This is a genomic window from Blautia sp. HCP3S3_D9, from assembly GCF_052063845.1.
Classification (GTDB): domain Bacteria; phylum Bacillota; class Clostridia; order Lachnospirales; family Lachnospiraceae; genus Blautia_A.
The window spans coordinates 1-22,230 of the sequence record NZ_JBQHWS010000060.1 but is presented as its reverse complement, the minus strand read 5'-3'; the positions used below and the strand labels follow the sequence as shown (position 1 = coordinate 22,230).

The 22,230-nt window shown below is 40.0% G+C and carries 15 protein-coding genes and 1 pseudogene; all 16 read left to right on the top strand.

Going from position 1 to position 22,230, the window contains the following annotated elements; all coding sequences use genetic code 11:
* Positions 1-109: 109 nt before the first annotated feature.
* Positions 110-361 (top strand): annotated as a pseudogene (locus ACTNES_RS12225) (VirB4-like conjugal transfer ATPase, CD1110 family); the annotation flags it as partial.
* Positions 358-1,137, top strand: coding sequence for a class B sortase (gene srtB / locus ACTNES_RS12220; protein WP_441039454.1), 780 nt, complete (start codon positions 358-360; stop codon positions 1,135-1,137). The pseudogene ACTNES_RS12225 and the gene srtB, both read left to right, overlap by 4 nt.
* A gap of 49 nt (positions 1,138-1,186) precedes the next feature.
* Positions 1,187-3,436: a CD1108 family mobile element protein gene (locus ACTNES_RS12215; protein WP_441039455.1), complete on the top strand. Its 2,250-nt coding sequence runs from the start codon at positions 1,187-1,189 to the stop codon at positions 3,434-3,436.
* Between the two features lie 26 nt (positions 3,437-3,462).
* Positions 3,463-3,774, top strand: coding sequence for a DUF4315 family protein (locus tag ACTNES_RS12210; protein WP_154432961.1), 312 nt, complete (start codon positions 3,463-3,465; stop codon positions 3,772-3,774).
* A complete protein-coding gene (locus tag ACTNES_RS12205; protein ID WP_441039452.1) occupies positions 3,743-4,444 on the top strand; it encodes a DUF4366 domain-containing protein in 702 nt (233 codons plus the stop codon). The genes ACTNES_RS12210 and ACTNES_RS12205 overlap by 32 nt, the downstream gene beginning before the upstream one ends.
* 73 nt (positions 4,445-4,517) lie before the next feature.
* Positions 4,518-6,626, top strand: coding sequence for a DNA topoisomerase 3 (locus tag ACTNES_RS12200; RefSeq protein WP_441039450.1), 2,109 nt, complete (start codon positions 4,518-4,520; stop codon positions 6,624-6,626).
* A 28-nt stretch (positions 6,627-6,654) separates the two neighbouring features.
* Positions 6,655-7,710, top strand: a complete 1,056-nt coding sequence (locus ACTNES_RS12195; RefSeq protein WP_441039448.1) for a DUF5688 family protein — start codon at positions 6,655-6,657, stop codon at positions 7,708-7,710.
* A 62-nt stretch (positions 7,711-7,772) separates the two neighbouring features.
* Positions 7,773-9,773, top strand: coding sequence for a YodL domain-containing protein (locus ACTNES_RS12190; protein WP_441039446.1), 2,001 nt, complete (start codon positions 7,773-7,775; stop codon positions 9,771-9,773).
* Positions 9,770-10,030, top strand: a complete 261-nt coding sequence (locus tag ACTNES_RS12185; protein ID WP_441039444.1) for a transposon-transfer assisting family protein — start codon at positions 9,770-9,772, stop codon at positions 10,028-10,030. The genes ACTNES_RS12190 and ACTNES_RS12185 overlap by 4 nt, the downstream gene beginning before the upstream one ends.
* Complete coding sequence (locus tag ACTNES_RS12180) at positions 10,020-10,874, top strand: DUF4316 domain-containing protein (protein WP_441039443.1); 855 nt, start codon at positions 10,020-10,022, stop codon at positions 10,872-10,874. The genes ACTNES_RS12185 and ACTNES_RS12180 overlap by 11 nt, the downstream gene beginning before the upstream one ends.
* Before the next feature lie 289 nt (positions 10,875-11,163).
* Positions 11,164-11,361, top strand: a complete 198-nt coding sequence (locus ACTNES_RS12175; RefSeq protein ID WP_441039441.1) for a helix-turn-helix domain-containing protein — start codon at positions 11,164-11,166, stop codon at positions 11,359-11,361.
* A 34-nt stretch (positions 11,362-11,395) separates the two neighbouring features.
* Positions 11,396-12,835, top strand: a complete 1,440-nt coding sequence (locus ACTNES_RS12170; RefSeq protein ID WP_441039440.1) for a hypothetical protein — start codon at positions 11,396-11,398, stop codon at positions 12,833-12,835.
* Positions 12,832-14,739: a hypothetical protein gene (locus tag ACTNES_RS12165; protein WP_441039439.1), complete on the top strand. Its 1,908-nt coding sequence runs from the start codon at positions 12,832-12,834 to the stop codon at positions 14,737-14,739. Before ACTNES_RS12170 ends, ACTNES_RS12165 begins: the two co-directional genes overlap by 4 nt.
* The gene (locus ACTNES_RS12160; RefSeq protein ID WP_441039437.1) at positions 14,700-15,755 is read left to right on the top strand and encodes a hypothetical protein; all 1,056 of its coding nucleotides are present in this window, start codon (positions 14,700-14,702) and stop codon (positions 15,753-15,755) included. Before ACTNES_RS12165 ends, ACTNES_RS12160 begins: the two co-directional genes overlap by 40 nt.
* Positions 15,748-20,937, top strand: a complete 5,190-nt coding sequence (locus tag ACTNES_RS12155) for a DEAD/DEAH box helicase (protein ID WP_441039435.1) — start codon at positions 15,748-15,750, stop codon at positions 20,935-20,937. The genes ACTNES_RS12160 and ACTNES_RS12155 overlap by 8 nt, the downstream gene beginning before the upstream one ends.
* Before the next feature lie 32 nt (positions 20,938-20,969).
* Positions 20,970-21,860, top strand: a complete 891-nt coding sequence (locus ACTNES_RS12150; protein ID WP_441039433.1) for a DNA adenine methylase — start codon at positions 20,970-20,972, stop codon at positions 21,858-21,860.
* Positions 21,861-22,230: the final 370 nt, after the last annotated feature.

Genomic DNA, 22,230 nt, shown 5'->3' with positions numbered 1-22,230 from the left:
CAATGAAAAATACTAACCGATGGAACGCCGTGTGCGGTGAAAGTCGCATGCACGGTGTGGAGTGGGGGAAAAGCCCGAGATGATATCAGAGGCTTACCTATCACTATAAAACAGTGATTTTATCCTGATGCTGAATCAAGCTGCAGGCGACAGGCAGATTCTGGCGAAACAGTTGAACATTTCACCGTATCAGTTATCCTATGTAACGAATTCCGGGGAAGGCGAAGGTCTCCTTTTCTATGGAAATATCATCATTCCATTCAAGGATAAGTTCGATAAGAGTCTGAAACTGTATTCCTTGATGACAACAAAACCGGAGGAAGTCGAGGAACGAAAGAAACTGGAGGCGGAAAACAAATGAGAAAATGGATATCGAGGATTCTGTTTGTAGTTTCCATTATCCTTCTCTCCATCAGCCTCTATTTTCTGATGGGAATGTATCTGGAAGATCGAAAAAGCGAAACAGGATTCGACTCTATTCGACAAATCCATGAAGAACAGGAAACCAATGATAAAAAAGATGATGCTGAGGGAGACAGTAATCCTTCTGCTATTGTTGATTCTGGCCTTCTGGCTTTACATGAAAAGAATCCGGACTGCATTGGATGGATAAAGATTGAAGGGACAGCAATCAATTATCCGGTCATGTATCATCCGGAAGAAAAGAATTACTATCTTCGAAGAAATTTCGAGAAAGAATACGATGTGAGCGGGACACCATTTCTCTCAGAACTTTGTGATCCGGAAGATGCAGATAACCTGATTATCTATGGTCATCATATGAGTTTAGGAAAAATGTTTGCAGCTTTGGATCGTTATAAGTCAGAAGAATTCTATCAGGAACATCCGATCATCCAGTACAGCACACTTCATGGGAAGGAACAGTATCAGATCATAGCAGCCTTTGCTGTTCCGGTGTATACCGGGCATGATTTTGAATACTACTCTTTTACCAAGGCAGAAAATGCTGAGGATTATATGAGTTTTGTTGAAGAATGCAAGAAACGGTCATATTATGACACTGGTTATACAGCACAGTATGGAGACAAGCTGATCACACTGTCAACCTGTGAGTATTCGCATAAAAACGGGCGGATGGTTGTGATTGGTAAACAAATTGAGAATGAAAGAAGGTGAATGATTGGCAGGAAAGGAATATACAGCGAAAGACAAGATCTTTTCTAAAATGACAAGAGAAGGTCTGACAGAAGAAACACTCCGGGATGGTTCTGTGAAGAAAATCAGCCAGAAAAGCCGGGATGAACCTGAGCTTGACAGTACGGAGCAGGATGAGAAAAATGCGGCTCCCGGCAAAAGGCTATCGGACAGTTTCGGAAGAACTGATAACCGACGCATGAGAAGGTATGTGCAGGAATTAAGAATGTCTTCGGATATTGCATCTGAAGAAAGACCTGCAAGAACTTTTTCAAAAGCAAGCAGTGAAAGAATCATAGAAAAAAAGGACAGCCGATACCAGGGAAAGCTTCATTCTCAGGAACAGATTCCGGAAGTATCCGGTATCTCGGATCAGAAAGATCAAGTAAAGAAGAAACGTGCTCGAAAGAGACTGACAGAAGAACAGGAAAAATCGGGTAGGCTTTCTTTTGGTGATGAAGGATCCGGCATGATCCACGGAGCCGGAACAGGAATGGGTCGAAAGGTAGCAGCCGGTGCTGCACTATATGCCAGAAATCAGATAACAGAGGATGGAGATGATAATGCTGCTGTAGATGGTTCCGGTGCAGTGATTGCAGCTGCTGATGAAGCAGCACACAGTCTGCGCAGAGCACAGTTAAGAAGCCAGAGAAGTGATGTGAAAGCACACAGAAAAGGGATGAATCTGGATGCTCCGGAGGCTTCCAGATTGAAGTTTGATGCTGCGAAGGAAGCAGCAGACCGAACTGCCAGGGATTCAGTGCAAAATGCAGAAAAGAAGCGTTTTCTAAACCGCTTCTTCCAGAGAAAAAAATATAAAGATGCCTACCGGGCTGCCAGAGCTGGAAAAACAGCAGGAAGTCTCGGGGGAGCAACAACGATTGCCGGTGTCGAGAACATGACGGTAAAAGCCAAGATTGCTTTAAAAGAAATCGTAAGGCGAAACCGTACCATGTTTCTTGGCATCGGTATTTTTTCGCTCATTTTTATGCTGATTGCAGTCTCTCTGGGAAGCTGTAGTGCTTCGATTCAGGGTGGAGCTTCCGTGATCGGTATGACAACCTATCCCAGTACCGATGCGGATATCTATGCTGCAGAAAATGCTTATGCTGCTATGGAAGAAGCGTTGAACCGTCAGATTAACAACATGGAATCCACTTATCCGGATTACGATTCCTATCAGTACAATGTCAGCGAAATCGGGCATAATCCGTATCATCTGACTTCATACCTGACCGCAAAGTATGGTGGGTATACCTATGACGATGTAAAGGATGAATTACAGGATCTGTTTCAGGCACAGTATCATCTGTCAACCCATGGAAGGACGGAAACTGTCACAGAAACGAGAACAGTACGTGTGGGAGAATCCCTGGGAAATGTGGTAACCAGCGGATATTGTAACTGCTCCATTTGTTGTGGAAGATGGTCCGGCGGACCAACAGCCAGCGGTGCATACCCGACAGCCAATCATACGATTGCGGTAGACGCAAATAATCCGATTGTGCCTATGGGAACGAAAGTGATCATGAATGGTGTGGAATATACCGTTGAGGATACAGGGAATGTTGCCATGTATGGGGTTGCTTTTGACGTGTATTATGACAGCCATTCCGCAGCCAGTGCCCACGGTCATCAGACATGGGAAGCATTTCTGGCAGATGATAATGGCAGCCGGGAGGTGGAGGTTACTACCACTACTACTCAGAGAGTCCTCTATGTCACTCTCACGAATACAAATTTTGACGCAGTGGCAAGGGCAAATCTGACAGAGGAACAGGAAATTCTGTATGATGCATTGAATACCACACTGGGCAACCGGGATTATTTGTGGGATGTAAAGCGAATCACCGGAGCCGGAGGCGGTATGAGTTATGAGATCCCGCCGGAAGCACTGTCAGATGAACGGTTTGCAAGAATGATCCGGGAAGCAGAAAAATATCTGGGATATCCCTATGTATGGGGAGGATCTTCACCGAGCACCAGTTTTGACTGTTCCGGGTTTGTATCCTGGGTAGTCAATAATTGTGGAAATGGATGGAATTATGGACGTCGGACAGCAGATGGGCTTCGCGGCCTTTGTACTTATGTTCCACCGTCACAGGCAAAGCCGGGAGATCTGATCTTTTTCCAGGGAACCTATAATACCAGCGGTGCCAGCCATGTGGGAATTTACGTTGGTGATGGAATGATGATTCACTGCGGGGATCCGATCCAATATGCCAATATCAATACATCCTACTGGCAGCAGCATTTTATGTGCTTTGGAAGACTGCCTTAAAAATAAAAAAGAAGGAAGGTGAAAATTTGAATCGGAAAATCAAAAAGTATCTGGATGAGATTGAAAAGACCGAAAAAAAGATCGCTGATCTGGAAATGTACCTGAAAGGTGTCCGGTCAGCTCTGAAAGAGGAAGAAAATAACGAAATGATCAAAAGTATCCGTGGAATGAAATTAAAAGGGCAGGAATTATTTGACCTGCTAAACGGAATCCAGGATGGAACGATATCATTTGTAGCGAGCGGGGAGTCAGAAGAAGAATCTGGCTCCTTTGTTGTTCAGGAAGAAAAAAGAGAAAGTGAGGAAAATGAATATGGTGAAATGGAAGAAACTGAATAAAAAACTGGTGATGCTTTTGACAGCAGCAATGATGCTTTTTGGAAGTCAGGCTACTGCGTTTGCCTATGTGGATCAGGGTACAGAAGCTGCTCAGGAGGAATCAACAACAGAAACGGAGGAACCGGTGGTTGAGGATACTCATACCGAGGAAAATGACGATCCGTTCTCTGTTCCTGGTAACGGAGAGGTAAGGGATGACATTACCGATGATTCCAGTAAGGAATTCTTGACGATTAAAACAAAGAATAACAATACGTTTTATATCGTAATCGACCGGGCAGCTACTACGAACAACGTGTACATGCTGTCTCAGATTGATGAAAATGACCTGAAAGAATTTCTGGATGAGGATCAGCAGCAGACTTTAGAGACTGCCCCTTCTGTAGTCCTGGAGGATGAGCATACAGACGATACGGAAAGCAGCATGGCTGTTGAAGAAGAAACACAGGCAGATAAACCGGATAAAACAGCAACAAATTCTGGTCTGTTTGTGATCCTTCTTCTGGCTGTAGCGGGTATTGCAGGATATTACTACTTCAAGATCTACAAACCGAAGCAGGAAGATGATGATTCTGAAAACGAAGGTCTGGAAATGGATGACGGTCTGGAGACCATCAATGAGGATGAGGAATCAGACAATTCGGAAGAGAAAGTCGAATCACAGGAATAAATCCAAAAAGATGGGAGCTGATGTTGTATAAGGGCAACGCAGCTCCCATATAAGTGAAAGGAGTTGTAAGAATATGTATTTAGTGATTACAGAAAAACCAAGCGTAGCCAGATCCATTGCGGATGTAATTGGCGCACAGAAACGTGATGAAGGATATCTGGAGGGAAAGGATTGTATCGTCAGCTGGTGTCTCGGGCATCTTGCTGAATATGTGGCTCCGGATGCTTATGACGAGAAATTCAGCAGATGGAACTATGAGGATCTGCCCATTATTCCGCAGGAGTGGAAACTGGCAGTGTCAAAGGACAAGAAGGATCAGTTCTATGTGTTAAAGAAGCTGCTGAACCGTCCGGATATCGACTATGTAGTAAATGCCTGTGATGCAGGGCGGGAAGGAGAATTGATCTTCAAGAGAGTCTATGATCTTTCTCAGAGCAGAAAACCGGTAAAAAGACTGTGGATCAGTTCTATGGAAGATGAAGCCATCCGTGAGGGATTTTCTCAAATGAAAGAGGCGTCTGCATATGGAAACCTTGCCGATGCTGCTGTGTGCAGAGCCCAGGCAGACTGGCTGGTAGGAATGAACGCAACCAGAGCTTACACCAGTAAATATTATAAGAAGCTGACTGTGGGGCGTGTCCAGACACCGACGCTTGCCATGCTGGTAGACAGGGACAGAGCTGTTTCCTCATTCCAAAAGGAAAAGTATTTCAATGTGGAACTGGATCTGGATGGTCTGCAGGTGGAAAAACAGAAAATCTTCGATGAAAAAGAGGCTGAAAATCTGAAATCCATGTGCCAGGGAAGTGATGCTGTGGTGGAAGAAATTCATTCCACAGATAAGACAGTAAAGCCACCGAAGCTCTATGATCTGACTACCCTGCAGAGGGAAGCCAACCGGCATTATGGGATGACTGCACAGCAGACTTTAAATGCGGCACAGTCTTTGTACGAGCAGAAATTGATCACTTATCCGAGGACGGACAGCCAGTATCTGACAGAGGATATGGAAGTAACAGCCAGAAATGTGATCCATAAGATCCATGAAAAGTATCAGCTGACAGGACCCTTTGACCAGCCGGAGAAACCAAATGTCAAGCTTGTCCTGAATAACAAGAAGGTGTCCGATCATCATGCCATTATCCCAACGGTGGAATTAACAGATTGTGATCTGTCACAGTTAAAGGATTGGGAACAGAAGATATTGTTCCTCATCTGTGTCCGTATGGTAGAAGCAACAGAAAAGGATCATATTTTCACAGAAACCGATATCACCGTGAAATGCCAGAACGAGCTGTTTTCCGCAAAAAAGAAAGTTGTAAAGCAGACGGGATGGAAGCTTTATGAAGAGTGTTTCAAGAACAAAGATGGGCTGGCTATGGAAAATCCGGAAAATGTAGAGACAGACCGGTTTTCTAATTTGACTCCCGGACAGATCTTTTACAATGTGGCAGCTGATAAATCGGAGCATCTCACTTCCCCACCGAAACAGTACAGCGAAGATACTCTGCTTGCAGCTATGGAGACAGCCGGGAATAAGGAATTCGATGAGGATACAGAGAAAAAGGGGCTGGGAACTCCGGCAACCAGAGCGGGAATCATTGAAAAACTGGTACATTCCCAGTATGCCGTCCGTAAGGGAAAACAGATCATTCCTACAGAAGATGGAAAGGTTCTGATTGAGATCCTGCCCGACTTTCTGAAATCAGCCAGCATGACAGCGGAATGGGAAAATCAGCTTCTGGATATGGAGAAAGGTAAGATCACTCCGGATACCTTTATGACAGGGATCAAAAATATGATCACCATGATGCTGAATGGATGTGACACGATCCCGGAGGAAGAAACCAGAAGATTCCAGACAAGGGAAAGCATCGGAACTTGTCCGGTATGCGGAAGTCTGGTCTATGAAGGGAAAAAGAACTTCTACTGCAGTAACAGGGAATGTCGTTTTGCCCTCTGGAAAGAAACAAAATATCTGGAGCGGATGCAGAAAACCATTGATAAATACATGGCTGCTGAGCTTTTAAAAAGTGGAAAAGTCCGGGTAAAGGATCTGTATTCTGCCAAGAAAAATATGTATTTTGAAGCGGATTTAATCATGGATGCCAGTGAAGATCGTGTGAATTTTTCTCTGGATTTTCCGAGTAAAAAGCCTTCTGGAAAAGGCAAGAAGAAATAGAAAAATGAAATAGGAAAGGATGAAGAATATGGAATTTGAAAAATTTGTAGAAACTGTAAAAGAAACAATCAAAGACTATCTTCCGGATGAATATAAAAATGCCAGTGTTGATGTTTATCCCCATGAAAAGCTGAATGAAAGCTATCTGGGGATGACGGTAAGAACGGAGAGCCAGGTGTCTTCCCCGACACTGAACCTGAACATGTTCTATGAACAGATGCAGGATGTTCAGATGGAGATGGAAGATATTATGGAACGGATGGCTGAGGTTGTGCAGATCACACCTATGGACATTGACATGGGTATTTTGACCGATTATGAAAAAGCAAAAGAGAATCTGTTTATCCGGGTATCTGATGCGGACAGGAATCAGGAAATGCTGTCAAAAGTTCCCCATACACGTGTAGAGAATCTGGCGATTACCTATCATATCTTTGCTAATTCCGGAGCAGATGGCATTGCTTCTGCGATTGTAAACAACGAAATGATGAAACTTTTTGGTGTTTCAAAGGACCAGCTTCATCAGGATGCTCTGGAAAACAGTCCGAAGGTGTTTCCGGTCAAGATAGAATCTATGGATAAAATGATGGAAAACATGATGAGAAATGATATGCGGGCTGCCGGTATAAAAGAAGAAGATATTGACCAGATGCTGGAAGAAATGTATCAGAATATGGCTGTTCCGCTCACCATTGTTACGAATGAGCAGATGCTCGATGGTGCTGCAGTTCTCTTCTATCCCGGCCAGATGGATCAGATTGGAGAAGCATTAAAGGGAGATTACTATATTCTTCCCTCTTCCACCCATGAAATGCTGGTTCTTCCGGATAATGGAGAGATGACCTCCCGTGAATTAAAACACATGGTAATGGAAGTGAATAACAGTGAAGTCCGTCCTGAAGAAAAGCTGGCGGATGAAGTGTATCACTATGATACTAAGGACAGGATTTTTGAAAAAGCATCTGCTTTTGAAGATCGTCAGAAAGCGAAAGGAAAGGAACAAACAATGCCCGATAAGAAAGATGCAAATATGTCTCAGCCGGTACATAAACCGAAGCATAAAGCAAATGATATGTCACTTTAAAAATATGTGTATGAGAAGCCCCGCCGGAATCAAAACCAGCGGGGCTTTGGAAAGGAGTTCGAATGAACAGAGAGAATAATTTTGAAGAAATCCAGCCTATTCCATCAGCTACTATCCCACTTCCGGTTGCCGGAAAGGATATGAACAGCATCCTGAAATCTTTGGAGACTGGCGTGGAGAATATCTTTACCGGTGATAAATATGCCCAGTATCTGCAGACCATGTCTAAGTTTCACAGATATTCATTTAATAATACACTCTTGATTGCGATGCAGAGACCGGATGCAACACTTGTTACTGGATACCGAAACTGGCAGTCAATGGGTAAACAGGTAAAAAAAGGGGAAAAAGGAATCACAATCCTCGCTCCTGCCCCGATCAAGAGAAAAAGGGAACAGGAAATTCTAGATCAGAACCGTAAGCCTCTTCTGGATGCAGATGGGAAGCCCAGAACAGAGGAAGTCGAAGTGGTCATTCCGCGGTTTAAACCAACCACAGTATTTGATATCAGCCAGACAGATGGTGAGCCTATAGAGACCCTTGCTCCTGAAGAACTGACGGAGGCGGTTGCGGATTATGATTTATTCATGGAAGCAATCACAGCGGTCTCCCCGGTTCCGATCCGATTTGATGAGATTGCAGGAGAAGCCAAAGGATATTATCATTCCGGAGATAAAGAGATTGTGATCCAAAAAGGGATGAGTGAAAGCCAGACAATCAAAACAGCGATTCATGAAACCGGACATGCCCGGCTCCACGACAAAGACATCATGGAGAAACAGGGAATAGAAAAGGATCGGCTGACAAAAGAGGTTGAGGCAGAATCTGTTGCTTATTGTGTCTGCTCTGCTTTTGGTGTAGATACTTCTGAATACAGTTTTCCGTATATTGCCGGATGGAGCAGCAATCGTGACATGAAAGAGTTAAAAGCATCCATGGACATAATCCGAAAGACTGCAGGAGAAATGATTGATGAATTATCCGACAACTTGCAGGAACTGTTTGCAGAGAAAAAGCAGCTTCTTGAATCAGAACAGAAACAGAAATTGATACCGGCTATGGAAGCTGCCGGATATCATTTTGATGAGTTAGAAAGTACAGATGGCAATCTTCGTTTCCTTCCGGATGGTACACATGAAATCGGTGGTGTAATGATTTCAGATTCATGGAATGATGTAAAAGAATGGCTGGAAGGTGTTGTCCTGGAAGATCCAGACACTGCGGAAAGAGTGGCACGGGTAATGCACCCGGAACGATATGAAAAAACTTCCGAAGAGTTGATGTTTGCGGGAGAAGAAAGATATGCCCTTTATCAGCTGAATACGGAATCGAAAGACGTTCCTTATGAGTTTATGGGCATGGATTTTGTAAAAGATCATGGGATGGAAGTAACTGCAGCGGATTATAAATGTGTATATTCCGGAATCCTGCATGATTCGGTTTCATTGGATGAGTTATACAGTATTTTTAATCAGAATCATCCGGCTGACTTCAAGGGTCACTCGATGTCTGTCAGTGATGTGGTGATTGTGAACCGGGATGGAGATATGAAAGCTTATTATGTGGACAGTTTCGGTTTTGCAGATCTGCCGGACTTTGTGAGACAGAGACAGGAAATGCTAGGAATTGAAAGTCCGGAGTCTCATCTGAACATGGGAGAAAAAAGCTCCTGTATTAGTTTCTACGTTGCAGAATGTTCCGAGTTTCCGGTTCTTGGGGAATTTCATCAGGATCTGACACTGGAACAGGCATTTGAACTCTTTGACAAGATACCGGGAAGCCGAATGAATGGAATAAAGAGTATTGGATTTAATTTGCAGGATGGCAGTGATTATGAAGGAATGTTTGATCTGTATGTGGGCAGAACCCTACAGAAAGATATCATCAACTCCATCCCAGGATACCGTGATAACAAACTGGTGCAGAAAGCTATTTCCGATGCGGAAAAAATCATTGAGAAAAGGCAGGCAGAAAGGGAAAAACCAGAAATCAAAAAGCCCGAAGAACTACAGAAAGAAAAGAAAACAAGATCACAGCACAGAAGGGAGGCGATGAGTTTATGAAGCCAGTGAAATTCGAAGAAAATGAATTGATGGTAATGGCGATTTTTGCAGAAAAAACCAGACAGGATACAGTAATGACATTGAAGGAAGCACTGGAAGTTCTGGAAGAAACCAAAGAAGATGTATCCGATGAAGAAATGATTGAAATTGTATCTTCGCTGATCGAGAAACTGCAACAGATTGAAGACAAGTATTACTACACACTAGATCTGGATTCATATCTCTTGGCATCGGAGGATGATGAGTATGAAGATTAATCAATTTGCCCTTTATCGTGTCAATAAGATGACTGCCGGACGGAAACTATGGCATCTGTCCTACAACGAGGTTCGGGAAAAGAATTTTGCTGTTCGTGTGGAATTTTACCAGCATATGATGGTCGGCGAAATGAAGCCGGATGAGACCGCTAATGATATCTGGAAGCGGCTCCGGAATAAAATAGATGTCAGTGATGTGCTGGTGCTTAATCATGAAGGAGAAATCTCATGCTTTTATCTGAGTGATGATCATCCCAGAAGAATCAGCGGATTCATCAGTATGGGTACAACAGGAAGCGTTCTGTCTGTGGATACCAAAGATTATAAGATCGATGGTTATTCCGGAAACTGGAGGGTAACAGACTATATCATTATTGATGGAAAACAGTTTTATCTGTTGGAACATCAGGAATTCCGGGAACAGGCTGCGAGGATTATTCTCGACAGTTACGGGAAATATGTAGCAGAAACCGGAATCAGGGGATTTGATGAAACTGCCAAGCAGAAAATCCGTGAATACATTTATCCTGAGGATAAGTATCCAGAAAGAATGAAACAGCTACAGATAAAGATGGAACATTATCAGAAATATTTTCAGAATGGGATGTATGAACGAAGCCATGAATCCGGTACAGAAGCCAATTATGATATGGTGGATGGACAGGTGAATAACCAGAAGAAAGGTGCAGAGCAAATACAGCATCCAGCAGGAAAACGTCCGAAGAAAAGGACTTCTGTGATAAAGAAACTTCATGAGAAACAAATTGCCATTGCAAAAAGATCCGGAAAGCCGGTGCCGAGGTATCTGGAACAGCAGATGGCACAGGAACGGAGCAGGAAATAGGAACAAGATATGAAGTATACATTGCCTTTACTCCCGAATAAGTAAATTAAAGGTCTGGGGAGATTATTTCTCTCTGGATCTTTTTTGTGCTCCAAAATAACGTTATAAAGTGTTAAATAGGTTACTCTTCTATTATTGAGACACGACATTTTAGTTGTGCTCTTTCCAAAATGTTTACGAAAAATAAAAAATTATGTATATGATATAATGCATTTGGTTGATAAAGTTCGCTGTTCGGATTATAATTTAATATAATGTATTTTTGTATAAAATGATGTTAGGAGGCCGTATGGAATATTTATCAACAACTCAGATTGCTCAAAAATGGGGTATATCATCAAGAAGAATACAAAAGATGTGTACAGAGAAAAAAATTCCAGGAGCAATGCGTATCGGAAACTATTGGGCGGTGCCTGCAGATGCAGAAAGACCTAAAGACGGTAGGATAAAAAGCGGACGGTATATTAAGTTAAAAAAGAAACAATAACTATTATTTATTAACCAGTAGGGGTTTCATTTATATGGATAAAGCATTTGACTCTGTGTTTCAGCGAGAAGTTGATGCGTTGGAACTTTCAAAATCTATAGAACCATTGTATGGTACACAGTTTAGATATCAATGTTTATGTTGTGGAGAAGAAGTATTCCTTGCTGCGGCTGAAAGTAGCGAGAAATCGCCTCACTTTCGTCATAGAAGAGGAAATAATGATATTGAATGTGAGCGCTATCTTGGACAGCCGGGTGCATTAGAACGCTATGTGTCTATAAGAAAACATACTATGGACAGTATTGGCTTTTGCTTCAATATAGACCACATGACTTTTGAGATTTCGCTGACGCTTTCAGATAAAGATATCAGCAACTATGCAGAAAATGGCGGGCAATTCTCTTTACATACAAAATATAATGCGCCGGCATTTTTTAGTATGCCGATTAACAGAGGAAACCTTATACCTGATACCGGAAATTATTACACAATTTCAGAATATTCCAACGATTATTACGTTTCATTTAATGCTGAAAGTACAAAAACATTATGTGAGAATGTACTGAAACGAAACAGTAAGTTGAATATTTACAGGATAAGTCAGTCCAGTAACCATTACAAACGAATCGTATCCGACATCTTGTATACAAATTATTGTTATTTAGCAATTTCTGAAAACGAGGATAACATTAAAGAATTAATTGCTCTGCAGAGCACAGAGATAGATGGTGAACCTTTTAAATTTTTCACACAAGGCAGACAGTTCTTCGCTGTACGGTTTGTCATTTATTCTGCCGATTATTCTGCGAAAATCTATTTTCAGAAACATGAATTTCGGGTGGAGAAATCGGAGTCTATGGATATTCTATGGCCTCCTGTATTTACGAGAGACGAGGATGTCATTACTGAATCAGATAATGTTTTTATATTACCAAGTTTTGAATTGATTCCTCACGGAAATATTGATGCCAACGGGATGGATGTTAAAAAAGTATGTTCTGATGTATATGAACTCACTTTTAATGAAAGAGTAACTATTTGCGAAAAGAATATTCAGTGTAGGATCGTGAAGGATGAGAAAACGATTTTGGGTTCAACTTACGAAGAACCTGAGATCATTCACGCTGATAAATACATTGTTCCGGATACATATGACTATTTTATATTTGATAAGAATGGATGTGATCATCTGGTTGCTGGAGCGAAGGCATACCTTTCTGAAACAGATCACATTCTCGGATATAAAAACGGACATGTTCGTGTTATTGTATTGGCAACTTCAAAAAAAACAACTGATAAAAAGAAATTGATAAACGATATTATAAAATATCATCCTCAGTCAGAACCGTTTGAACCAGATGATTTCATGGAGATTGTTGCGGATGAAGCAATTTTACTATATTTGGAAAACTGTTATAGGAGCGGACAGATCAATACGGTCATCAAGAAGTACATTAAGGAGGGTCTGATTTGAATTATTTAATAGATCTTACAGAAGAAGATATAAGATATGTGTGTTCTGCTATCCCATATCAGGAGACAACTTCATATTTTAAAAGATATCCAAAGGAATTTGCTAAATTGAGACCCGGTTTTCGTGTGAAATCCCTCACCAAAGAAATGGTGTCTCGTACACTTTATGAATTTCGGACAAGGGATTTTGTTTCATCTTATTTGATCAAACATATTGACAGATGGATTAAAGAAATTGATGAAGAATTAGCAAAAGCCAAAGAAGAAGGCCTTAACCAGGATGCTGCTTACATAAACGTTCTGTCGCATTCGTATTTTGCCGAAAATGTGGCTCTTTTCTTTAAAATAAAGGAAGAAGAAAAATCAGAAGATTATCTTAAAGTATTGAGTTCTGCAGTATCTTTTGAAGCAGGCTACAGAAATAAAGAAAAGGAAGAACTGCATTCAATAAAGAATCAAATAAAAGTACTTTCTGAAAATAAAAAAGAGCTTGAACAGCAGGTCGCTGACGAACAGAAAAAAGCGGAAGAATTTAATAGATGTAAAAAAGAACTGAAAGAAAAACTGGAACAAAGTTCTTGTTTACTGGAAGAAGAACAGGAAAAGTACAAAAAAGCAAGAGAAAGAGCTGAAAAATATGAAGCTGAACTAAAAAAGACAAAAGAAGACGAAATCTGGAAAACATCAGAGATGCAGCAGAAAATCGAAGCCTTGACTAAAAGAATTGACGAACAATCTGTTCTGGCGGAAGAGTATTTAGCGAATCTTTCAGAACTGAAATCTAAACTTGCTTCTGCCGAAGAAGATATTCAGACTTGGAAAAATCAAGTACGAAATCGTGAGAAGCAGATTTTCACTTTCAAAGCAGAAAGAGCTACGTTATTAACAGAGAAAGATGCTGACAAAAAGCAGATTAAAGCTCTTAAAGAAGCTCTTGAGCAGGAGTTAATAAAAGAAAATCAATACAAAGAGCAGTTAGCGTCTGTTCGTACTGAAATGAAAGCTCAAGCCACGGAAGCTGAGATCATGAAAACAACCGATGACCAGGAAGATATCAACATTGCTGTAAAAACTATCTCAAAGAGATATCATGATAGTGAACGATATATGCCAATGTGTCCTGAAAACATGGATGATTTTGACGAATATTTCTGCTATAACCTTGAAAATATCGGTTTTGATCAAAGCGAAGATGGTTCAGTAGACTTCCTTTGTTATCTTGAAAAAGTATTTTTTCAGGGCGTTCCAGTACTGATTAAAAGAGGTCCTGGAATAAATCTTGCTAATTCTCTTTCAAATACGCTTTATGGCGTACCAATTGCGGCACGTTTACTTTTTTCAGAAGGTGCTAATATACAAATCATTGATGAGTTTCTAACTAAAACACCAGACAGAGTTGTGTGTTTGGATGGCTTTGTAGGAAACTGTAATGTAATGGAACTCATTCCGGTACTTGAGCAGCACCGGAACAAAATCATCATACTTACATATATGTTTGACAGAACGCTGACTTTTGTACCAAATGAGATACTATCACATGTTCATTTTATCAACGCAGATGAATTTAGTTCTTTATTAAAAATCAAAGATATTACGGAAAATCCTTCAGAAATAAAGGAAAAGCCATTTGCGTACAAAGGCATTACCAATCCAGACTCTCGTCTGCAGAAGATATTCAGGGATATTGCTTGTGAGTGTGGAGTAGAAGAATCTGCAGCTGTAGCGATGGCAAGCATGATTGAGAATGATAATCACTTGAATGAGATGCTGATGTTTACACTTCTTCCGTATGTAGCAAAGGTTATCGGAAAGAATCCATACAACTGTTCTAAACGCCTTCAGAGATACGCAGGAGAAACTGGACGGTGCTTAAAGAAAGATATAATAATGAGGTGGTTTGGATAATGAACAGATTGATTGAAATTATGGCATCCGATATGGGCATTCGGTCATATATGAATGAAGAGGATGCGTCCTTCGGATTCAGGGTTATCTATTCTGCCTTAGGTCAATGGTGCCTAAAATCGGCACTAAGCGAAAAAGAGCATGAGAAGGGAATCAGCAAAAGTGCCCAAAGTATATTGCTACATAATCTATTAGATAAATACGTAGCCCTTTGTCCGGAAGCAAGACCGTACGTGTTTGTTTCTAAATATATAGATATTGCTGTCTTCATTCGCAATCTCTATGAACAAACCGGATATTTGCTTACCAAGGAAAATAACAGAAATATTTTAAACAACAGCAAAGAGACAGTTCGGTTTTCCGACAAGTTATACCTATATCTAGGGGTTCCAGAGGAAAGTTATACAATTAATGGTCTCGGGATCCATGTAGACAGAAGCAATTTGGAAATATCGCTTAACGAATTTCTTGTTCGCGACAGCCTTACTCCTGATGAATATTTGAATGTTGTTTTTGATGAGTGCGATTTTGATACCAAAGACATCGATTTAGATGATCTTGAATTCTTTAACCCATATTACTATGGCAATGTATCCAGTTCTTGGCACAGACGAATGAAGTCAGATATTACGATGGCACGAAATATTGCTTTAGGACTATATTACAGAGTCATAAGAAAAGAGGACGGAACATATCTCTTTGCAGATGATAACAATACGGATGATCTTGATGCACTTACAGGCGCAGAATTCCGCAGAAAATATATAGCATTAAAAAAGCATTACGACAATCCAATGCAGCTCCTTATATGTCCGATTGATGAGGAATACTCGCATATACGCATTCTTGGTCAGCTCCCCAATAGAGAATATTATTATCTTCTCATGAATGCATGGCCAAAAAACAAATTTACAGATCGGAACAATTTTATTATTCGTAACAAATTAACGGAACAGGTTGCAAAAGTCCTTGGCGCAATTGGATTTACTGCAAGAAATGGTGAATTTTATGGATAGAAACACAAATGGTGTACAACAGTACTATCAAACAATCAGAGATCGATTAGCAAATTATATTAAATCTGATTATCTGGCAAACAGTGAGACGCTTCTTTTGTATGCAGATGATATCTTAGGAGAAATGTGCCCTGAAGAAATTAATATTGCAAAAGAACCTTATATCGAAACATCTTCTTCTTATCGAAAAGTAAATGATGGAATCAGGGATGCAGAAATACCGGACAATGTAAAAGAGGTTCTCCTTAAACTTGTTGAAGCGAAACTTGGTATTTACTCCACGCCTTTTGAGCATCAGGTTAAAGCTCTTGAAGGGGCAATGAACGGAAGAGACTTGTTTGTATCTACAGGTACCGGTTCCGGTAAAACAGAATGTTTTTTATGGCCGATCATTTCCCGGGCTATAGAAGAATCATTAAACAGACCAGATGATTTCAAGCTTCCAGCAGTCAGAACACTCATTATTTATCCGATGAATGCACTTGTATCTGACCAATTGGCAAGATTCAGAAAAATCATGGGTTCTAACATTTTTAAAGAGATTTTTACATCTTCTTCAAATGCAGAACGCATTCCCCATTTTGGAATGTACACCGGTAGAACTCCATATTCAGGAGAATCAAAGAATAAAAAGAATATAGAACTTGCAGAAAAGTACCGTGAGCACTATCTTATTGATGAATCAGCATCAGAAGAAGATCAGAAAAAGCAGATTAGAAGAATTAATGGTTACAAGAGCATCAATAAATATCCTGCCAGAAATGGTGGTGAAGAAGGACTTAGAAAATTTATTGAAAATCTTGAAAACGGTATTCATCAGCCAGGGCCTTTTGATGCTGAATATATCACAAGATTTGAAATGCAGGGGAATACCCCTGATATTCTGATTACAAACTATTCCATGCTCGAATATATGCTGATGCGTCAGATGGAGTCTGGTATCTGGGATGACACAAAAGAGTGGCTCGAAAAATCAGAAGAAAACAGACTTCTTATCGTGCTTGATGAAGCACATATGTACAGAGGGTCTTCAGGTGGGGAAATTGCGCTATTATTAGACCGACTGTTCTCACGTCTTGGACTCTCTCTTGATAAAGTTCAGTTTATTCTTACCACTGCGAGTATGCCTGAAGGGGATGAAGAGGCGATTTCTGACTTCTTTAACGGACTTACTGGGAAAAAGTATTCTGAATGTGTCAAGTTATTTGGTAAGCGTGAAGCTATACGTACAGAATATAAAGTTATGACTGATGCTGCATCGCTTGCGGTAATCGGAACAAGTCAGGTGACTGAAACAGAGATCAGTGATCGAGTAAGAGCTTTTGCTCATAGCGTTTTTCATGTGGATCTTTCCAGTGATATTTCTACGGAAGAAGCCCAAGCATGGCGTTACGATAATCTTCCTGATTATCAAGCTTTTGTACAGCTGCATGAACTTTGCAGAGAAGGAGCAAAATCGTATTCTGTATTAAAAGAAGAATTATTTGGCAATGACGAAAAAGGCGCAGATGCATTTGATGCTTTGCTAGTGATTGTTTCTCTTGCAAAAAAGGATGATGAAATTCTTTTTCCTGTAAGACTTCATATGTTTGTTCGTGGAATTCAAGGACTGTATGCTTGTTCCAATCCACATTGTAGCTGTGATGGGAAAAAGTATTCTGAACAAGAAAAGCTTCCTCTCGGCAAGGTTGTTTCTGTTCCTCGATATAAATGTAAATGTGGAGGAAGAATGTATGAATTGGTAAACCATGTAAAGTGCGGTGCTCTGTATTTTAAGGTGTACGTGCAAAAACTTGAGGGTACTGGATACTGGTATGTGTTTCCGAATAAAGGCCTTCATGGAGGGGCAAATGAGTTGACAGAGATGCTTTTGTATATTTGTCCGGATGACTATGAACTTGAGGGGAAAGACAGACCAGCATATCTTGATCCGATTACGGGTAAACTATACCTTAATTATAATGGGGATGATTCTCTGTTAAAGGTTTTGTATCCGGATTATGATGAAAAAAATGACCGCTTTATGTTTGGAAAGTGTCCAAAATGTAAAAAAAACATGCCGTTAAAGAAGCCAACAGATTTGGCAACAAAGGGGAATATTCCGTTTTACAACCTTACAAAAGCACAGTTTGAACTCCAACCAGCAAGAGATGAGCAATTGATAAATGAAGGTAAAAAAGTACTTCTATTTTCTGATTCGCGACAGAATGCAGCTAAACTTGCCCTTGATCTGTCAAAATCGTCTGATGCAGATGGTTTCCGTCAGGCAATCATGCTTGCATCTAAAAAACTGGCAACAGATGGAAAAGAGCATTCCCTAAAAGAACTTTACAATGCATTCTTAGCTGTATGTGTTGAACAGAAATTGGACTTTTTTACTGGTGAAAGCGCTGGGATTTTCCACGTTCATCGTGAGAAAATAGAAAAGCGACTAAGAAAAGGAAGAGACATAACGAGGGAGAATTTTGAACCGCTGCCATACGATTATTATGAACAGCTTTTGACGTTCTTTACGGAAAGTCCTCGCTCCTTCAAGGATATCGGCCTCGGTTTCCTTGGTCCTATGGATGATGTGCTTGAAGAATGCATCTATGAACTCGAAGAAGATTATGATATTGAAATTGACAAAGAACTTTTACACTCTATTTTGGTTCTTCTTTTTTGGGATGTTATGGATGATAATGCTGCTTTAGGAAATGTTATTGATGATGAAATTAGAAAAAATCTCCCTGGTCGTAGCAAGATACTTAAATTTGGGCTTGGAGCCGATTTTATGACATCGATTGATAAAGAGTTTATCAACATAGTCAAAAATACGACAGGTTTCAGTGATAAAAAAATGGAAGATCTTTTGAAATGTATCAAAAGTAACTTCTTTGGGCCGGGAACTAATCAGCGCTATTATCTAAAACTCGACGCAGTTAAGATCGTCATTACTGACAAAGAATTCAATTGGTACAGATGCGAAAGATGTGGTAAGATCTCTCCATATAAGATTGGTGATACCTGTGGTTCCTGTTTTAAATCTAAAAATCTTCATACGATCACGAATGATGATCTTTCAAGATTTGATTTCTGGAGAAAGCCTGTTATTGATGCAATCGAAGGAGAGGAGCGGATTCACACAATCGATACTGAAGAGCATACAGCACAGTTGTCACATAAGGAAACAACCAGTGATATATTGAGTAGAACAGAAGATTATGAGATTCGTTTTCAGGACATTGATGCTGGAGAATCGGGTGAAAATTCTATAGATGTTTTAAGTTGTACTACAACAATGGAAGTTGGTATTGATATTGGTTCGCTGACTGCTGTAGGATTAAGAAATATTCCTCCGATGAGAGAGAATTATCAGCAGAGAGCAGGTCGTGCCGGTCGAAAGAATTCTGGCATTTCCACTATCGTAACATATGCTTTTGGCGGCGTTCATGACAGTCACTATTTCAGGCACCCTGACGAGATGATCTCTGGTGCGCCAAGAAAACCATGGATTGACAGATCAAATCCGAAAATCGAGCAGCGTCATTTTAATATGAAAGCGTTGAATAGTTTTATGTCAACGGAAAAGATGAAGAGCCTTTATGACAGCATTGAAGAAGTAGGGATTGTTTCTTTTTGTGAAAACTATGTCGACTTATTTATTGAGCACTGCGAAACCCTTGATTTCCCAGTGGATGGAACGATCGAAAAAATCTGCAAAATCCGTGACTTGGTGCTCGCAGAAGGAAAAAGAAATGAATATTTTAACGGCGACAAAGAAACATCTGCATTTGATGTTTTTTATTCAGAAGGGTTTATCCCGTCATATTCGTTCCCTAAGAATGTGGTAAGATTCTGTGTGGAAACAGATTCAGAACGCGGAAGAAGAGCTCCTAAGGACATCAAATATGCACCAGAAAGAGATATTGCTGTTGCAATAAGCGAATATGCTCCGGGCCGTTTTATCACGATTGATAAAAAAATATATAAAAGTGGAGGTTTGTATTCTAATCCAAGACCGAGAGATTACGAACAGAATCAGGCTGAATACTATTTTAACAGCAAGGATTATAAAAAAGACATTATTGTTTGTTCGGAATGCAATTGGTTTGGAGGGGCACAGGAAACATATACAGAATGTCCATACTGCCATGCACGTGTCGAACATCGCACGATGATCAAACCATGGGGTTTTGCTCCTGTAAAGGGCGATCCTGTAAAGTATGAAGATGAAGAAGAAGAAAAAACATACGCTGAAGCACCGTATTATTCTTATGTACCAAAAGAAACTGAAATGAAGACGTATAAAAAGAGTCGTATTCGTTTCGCAAAGTTGGAGGATCATCATGTTCTTACTGTAAATATGGGTAAGAAGAAAAATGGTTTCAACATTTGTAAAAAATGTGGTGGTGCAGAAGTTGCATCACCAATTTCAACGGGGGAATACCATTTTTCTCAACCTTATCACGACCGTTATATCTGCAAGCATGAAGGAACGGTGGCTACCAATATTTATTTGGGATACGAATTTCTTACAGACATGTTTATGATTGATATCAAGTATGATTCTGAAAAATTAGTGTCAAGATATGACAATGAAGAAAGGAGTATTTTAAGAGCTGCTGCTACGACGCTTCATGAAGCAATGAAAAAAGCGGTTTCTCTTTCCTTAGATATTGACTATAATGAAATCAACGGCGGATGGAGAACAAGGTATGAAGATAACGGAGAAGCGCATATTGAAATGTTCTTTTACGACAACCTTACCAGCGGTGCCGGTTATTCTTCTCTGATGGGTGAAGAAGGAGTTCTTGATGATGTAATGATTCGGACAAGAGAGATCCTTTCAGAATGTACATGTTCAAGATCTTGCAAAAATTGCCTTGATAACTTTTATAATCAGCGAAATCATGATTTATTTGACAGGACACTTGCTCTTCAGCTGTTTGATTATGCATTGAAAGGAAAATATCCGGAAGATTATTCTGAAGAAGAACAGAAAGAATTGCTGGTTCCTCTAAAAAAACTGATCAAAGAATCAAAAGGGGAAAACCCTGAAGATATGATAGAATTTGAAGTGATTCCATCATTAAGAAAAAGAATCCGAGATGAAAATAGAAAGCTGTATTTGAACCCATATAACCTTTCAGATTGGATTTATAATGCATTTTTGGAGTATAACGGCAAGGTTAATGAATAGAGACATACACAAAAGCAAAGGAGGTGATGTATATGTATTATTCGCCATTAAGATATCCAGGAGGGAAAGGAAAATTAGCTTCTTTTATGGAGTATATGATTGATCAGCTTGGGCATCAGGGCGGCACATATATTGAACCATTTGCCGGCGGAGCCGGAATTGCAATGGAATTGCTTTTAAGAAATGTTGTAAGCCGAATTGTGATAAACGATTATGACAAAGCGGTATGGTCTTTCTGGAAAGCTATTCTCACAGAGACTGATCGTTTTGTTGAAGAAATCAGAACGGTTCCTCTTACTGTGGATGAATGGCAGAAACAGCACGAAATTCTTGTTACCCAAAACGATAAATATAGCTTTGAATTAGGATTTGCTGCTTTTTATCTGAACCGCACCAACCGTTCCGGCATTATTAAGGGTGGAGTTATTGGGGGACAGGAACAGGCAAAAGATTGGAAAATGGACGTACGTTTCAAGCGAGAAGAACTGGTAACACGTATACAGAGAATTGCTGCTCGGAAAAAAGATATCAAATTGTACAATAAGGACGTAAATAGTTTTATCAAAAATTATGTTCCTCTGTATGAAGAGAATGCACTAATTTATTTTGATCCTCCATATTTTAGAAAAGGACAGCAATTATACATGAATTTCTTTAATTATAAGGATCATGTTCGTATTGAACAAGAAATCCGCGAACATGTAAACTGTGATTGGATAATCACTTATGACTATGAACCGCAAATTGAAGAAATCTATCACAATTATAATCTTCGCCTTTATGATTTAAACTACAGCGTTTCAACTAAACGTAAGGCAAACGAACTGATGATCTTTAAAGATGGAATTATCATTCCATCTGATGAAGAATTGAATTCAAAGAAAATTAATATTCATATTAGACCGCTTAGTTTGGTGAACTAAAGTCTCAGTAACTGAGTACATCATTATCCCAATATGTTTGTTTTTGTTCTTGTTGTATCTAATGGGAAGAAAGGCAGGACAGAGGCAAACTTGGGAGTGGAAAACAACAACTTAGCCCACTATTTGCAAGGTTGTATCAAAGCAAAAATATGAATGAGACCGACAGTTTGTGGCTGCCGGTCTTTTATTTATCATATGTCTTTTGATTCTTCTGGCATACTTCTTTAATAGACCTTTTCTTTCAGGTTTTTCAACGGATGAGCTGAACTTCGGTCGTAAGTGCTTCAAAAGAAGGCGTAGTGCATAACAGAATTTTTTTTGTTATACTCACTACAGATTCATTTGAAGCACTTTTTATTTCGTATTTTAA

Bases quoted from the DNA above. Each gene is read 5' to 3' on its own strand.
- ACTNES_RS12200 (WP_441039450.1), top strand. From the start codon at position 4,518: ATGTATTTAGTGATTACAGAAAAACCAAGCGTAGCCAGATCCATTGCG.
- ACTNES_RS12170 (WP_441039440.1), top strand. From the start codon at position 11,396: ATGGATAAAGCATTTGACTCTGTGTTTCAGCGAGAAGTTGATGCGTTG.
- ACTNES_RS12180 (WP_441039443.1), top strand. From the start codon at position 10,020: ATGAAGATTAATCAATTTGCCCTTTATCGTGTCAATAAGATGACTGCC.
- ACTNES_RS12185 (WP_441039444.1), top strand. From the start codon at position 9,770: ATGAAGCCAGTGAAATTCGAAGAAAATGAATTGATGGTAATGGCGATT.
- ACTNES_RS12195 (WP_441039448.1), top strand. From the start codon at position 6,655: ATGGAATTTGAAAAATTTGTAGAAACTGTAAAAGAAACAATCAAAGAC.
- srtB (WP_441039454.1), top strand. From the start codon at position 358: ATGAGAAAATGGATATCGAGGATTCTGTTTGTAGTTTCCATTATCCTT.
- ACTNES_RS12155 (WP_441039435.1), top strand. From the start codon at position 15,748: ATGGATAGAAACACAAATGGTGTACAACAGTACTATCAAACAATCAGA.
- ACTNES_RS12190 (WP_441039446.1), top strand. From the start codon at position 7,773: ATGAACAGAGAGAATAATTTTGAAGAAATCCAGCCTATTCCATCAGCT.
- ACTNES_RS12150 (WP_441039433.1), top strand. From the start codon at position 20,970: ATGTATTATTCGCCATTAAGATATCCAGGAGGGAAAGGAAAATTAGCT.
- ACTNES_RS12175 (WP_441039441.1), top strand. From the start codon at position 11,164: ATGGAATATTTATCAACAACTCAGATTGCTCAAAAATGGGGTATATCA.
- ACTNES_RS12205 (WP_441039452.1), top strand. From the start codon at position 3,743: ATGAATATGGTGAAATGGAAGAAACTGAATAAAAAACTGGTGATGCTT.
- ACTNES_RS12215 (WP_441039455.1), top strand. From the start codon at position 1,187: ATGACAAGAGAAGGTCTGACAGAAGAAACACTCCGGGATGGTTCTGTG.